Raw genomic sequence first — 2680 nt, forward strand, 5'->3', positions numbered from 1 at the left:
GGCCGGGGCGCTGGGAGCGGGCTTCGCTCCCGGCTTGGGCGCTGCTGCCTTGGGTGCTGTCTTGGGGGCCGCCTGGTCGCCCTTCGGGGCGGCGGCGGGGAACGCGTCGCGAAGCTTCTTCACGACGGGTGCCTCAATGGTCGATGACGCTGAGCGGACGAATTCGCCCAGCTCCTGCAGTTTGGATACTGCATCTTTCGAGGTAATACCGAGCTCTTTTGCGAGCTCGTGTACGCGGACCTTGGCCACATTTCTCCTGTCTCGGTCCGCACGAGGCAGGTCTGCCGGGCACGAACCGTCTAATTCTTGCTGCGGCTTTCAGCAGAATGGGCTGAAAGGCCGCGGGCGGAGCACAATGAAGTACTCATCACTTGGCACTCATCGGGTTTCCATCAGTTTTCTGACCCGCTTTCAGGTTGGACGGTTGGGGTGACGGGGCCGGCCGCGGTGGCCGCCTCGTCGTCAGCACGGAACTGGTCTGCAACAGTGCTGCTGTCAACAGTGGCCCGGAAGGCCCTGCCGAAGGCATGCCGTTTCAAAGCCAGTTCCATGCAATCCGGTCCGCGGTGCATCCAGGCACCGCGTCCAGGCCTGCGGCGACCCGGATCGACGACGACGGTGAAAACACCGTCGACTTCTTCGACTGCCAGCCGCAGCAGAACGGCCTGGTCTTCCCGGCGCCGGCAGCCTATGCAGGTCCGCTGGGGCGGCGTGGCCGCCTGGGCGTGCGCCTGCAAGGGCTTTTGACTGTCGGGAAACCCGGCCATGGATATTCTACCGCTTCCAGTGCCCGGCCAACGAACCGGGCGTGTTGCAGGCCCGAAACCGGGCGTGGTTTTTGCTTCTTGTGCGCTATTTAGCCATGGCTGCGTCGGACACGATATCGATCCGCCAGCCCGTCAGTTTTGCCGCAAGCCGGGCGTTTTGCCCTTCCTTGCCGATCGCCAGCGACAGCTGGTAATCCGGCACCACGACCCGGGCGGAACGCGTCTCCGGGTCGGTGATGGTCACGGAGCTGACCCGCGACGGCGAGAGCGCGCTGGCGATGAACGTCGCCGGATCCTCGCTGAAGTCGACGATGTCGATCTTTTCGTCGTGCAGCTCGGTCATGACGGCCCGCACGCGGGAACCCATCTCGCCGATGCAGGCACCCTTGGCATTGAGTCCCGGCACGTTGGCCTTGACGGCGATCTTCGTCCGGTGGCCGGCCTCCCGCGCCAGGGCAACAATCTCCACGCTCTTGTCCGCGATCTCGGGTACTTCCAGTTCGAAGAGCTTGCGCACCAGGCCGGGATGGGAACGGGACAGGGTGATCGAGGGGCCCTTCATGCCGCGGTGGACGTCCACCACATAGGCGCGCAGGCGCGTGCCGTGCACGTAGCTCTCCCCCGGGACCTGTTCGGGCGGCGGCAGCAGCGCCTCCACCGTGCCAAGGTCCACCTGGACCATGTGGGGGTTGTGCCCCTGCTGGATCAGGCCGGACACCAGCTCCCCCTCCTTGCCGCGGAAGGCGCCCAAGACGTTGTCGTCCTCGGCGTCGCGCAGCCGTTGGAGGATGATCTGGCGTGCCGTGCTGGCCGCGATCCGGCCGAACCCGCTGGGCGTGTCGTCAAACTCGCCGATCACGGTGCCGTCGTCGTCCACCTCGGCCGCCCAGATGGTGACGTGGCCGCTCTTGCGGTCCAGCTCGGCCCGGGCCTGGTCGATGGAACCGGGGGACTTGTGATAGGCCACCAGCAGGGCCTGCTCGATCGTGGGGATCAGCAGGTCCAGCGGAATTTCGCGTTCGCGCTCCAGCAGCCGCAGGGCGCTCATATCGATATCCATCTCAGGCCTCCTCCTCGTTCTCCAGCTCGCCGTCGGCGGCGGCAATCGTGTCGTCGTCTACCGGGGCGAACTCCACTTCGACCTTGCCGGAGCGGATGTTCGTAAAGTCCAGGTGGACCGGTTCGCCGGGACGGGGCTTCATGCCCTTCTTCGGCGCTTCTTCCGGCCGCACGGTCACGCCGGCCTCGCCGACCTCCAGCAGGCGGCCGGCAACGTCGTCGCCGGCGACCAGCTTGACCTTGACCAGCCGGCCCACGTTCCGGCGCCAGTGGCGCAGCTGGGTGAGCGGCCGGCTGAGCCCCGGCGAGGATACCTCCAGGCTGTAGGCGCGGCCGTCGTCGCGCGGATCCTCATCCAGCGTCTTGGAGAGGGCCTGCGACACCTCGGCGATGGCATCGAGCCCTACGCCGCCGGTCTGGTCCTCGGGCAGGTCCACGACGACGTGGACGATGCGCTGTGATCCGGCGTGGCGGATTTCCACATCCTCGAGGAACAACTCGTGCGCGGCCACGGACGGTTCCAGCAGCTCTTTCAGGCGTGCGGCCTCCGCGGACGTGTCGGTACCGGATGTCCCTCCGGTAGTGGGCACGCCGCTGTGATCGCGCCGCTGGGCCATACTGCCTCCCTGTTTCGGTAAGTCTCGCTTCTAGACTAGCGACTTTACCGTCACCGGTGGCCTCCCCGCGGCCAGTTCCCGGCCTACGCCGGTGCAGCGGACGCCGAAGCCGTGACATCATCTTCAGTTGTGGGATCTACTTCAAGGCGCCGCGGCGGCAACCAGGCCGCGCCATCCCGGGCGTGGCGCCGGGCGCCGCTGCTGTTGCTCACCGCGGCGATCGTGGTCAGCACCGGC

4 protein-coding genes are annotated in these 2680 nt (G+C 66.8%); all 4 read right to left on the reverse strand.

Going from position 1 to position 2680, the window contains the following annotated elements; translation table 11 throughout:
• Positions 1–249: translation initiation factor IF-2 N-terminal domain-containing protein (locus tag AC5RUJ_RS14110; protein ID WP_494156038.1), on the reverse strand; the 249-nt coding region annotated here is incomplete at its 3' end.
• A gap of 143 nt (positions 250–392) precedes the next feature.
• A complete protein-coding gene (locus tag AC5RUJ_RS14115; protein WP_494129129.1) occupies positions 393–767 on the reverse strand; it encodes a YlxR family protein in 375 nt (124 codons plus the stop codon).
• Positions 768–852: 85 nt separating this feature from the next.
• The gene (nusA, locus tag AC5RUJ_RS14120; RefSeq protein ID WP_494002428.1) at positions 853–1827 is read right to left on the reverse strand and encodes a transcription termination factor NusA; all 975 of its coding nucleotides are present in this window, start codon (positions 1825–1827) and stop codon (positions 853–855) included.
• A gap of 1 nt (position 1828) precedes the next feature.
• Positions 1829–2443: a ribosome maturation factor RimP gene (rimP, locus tag AC5RUJ_RS14125; RefSeq protein ID WP_494014190.1), complete on the reverse strand. Its 615-nt coding sequence runs from the start codon at positions 2441–2443 to the stop codon at positions 1829–1831.
• Positions 2444–2680: the final 237 nt, after the last annotated feature.

This window comes from Arthrobacter sp. Y3223164 (assembly GCF_059091005.1).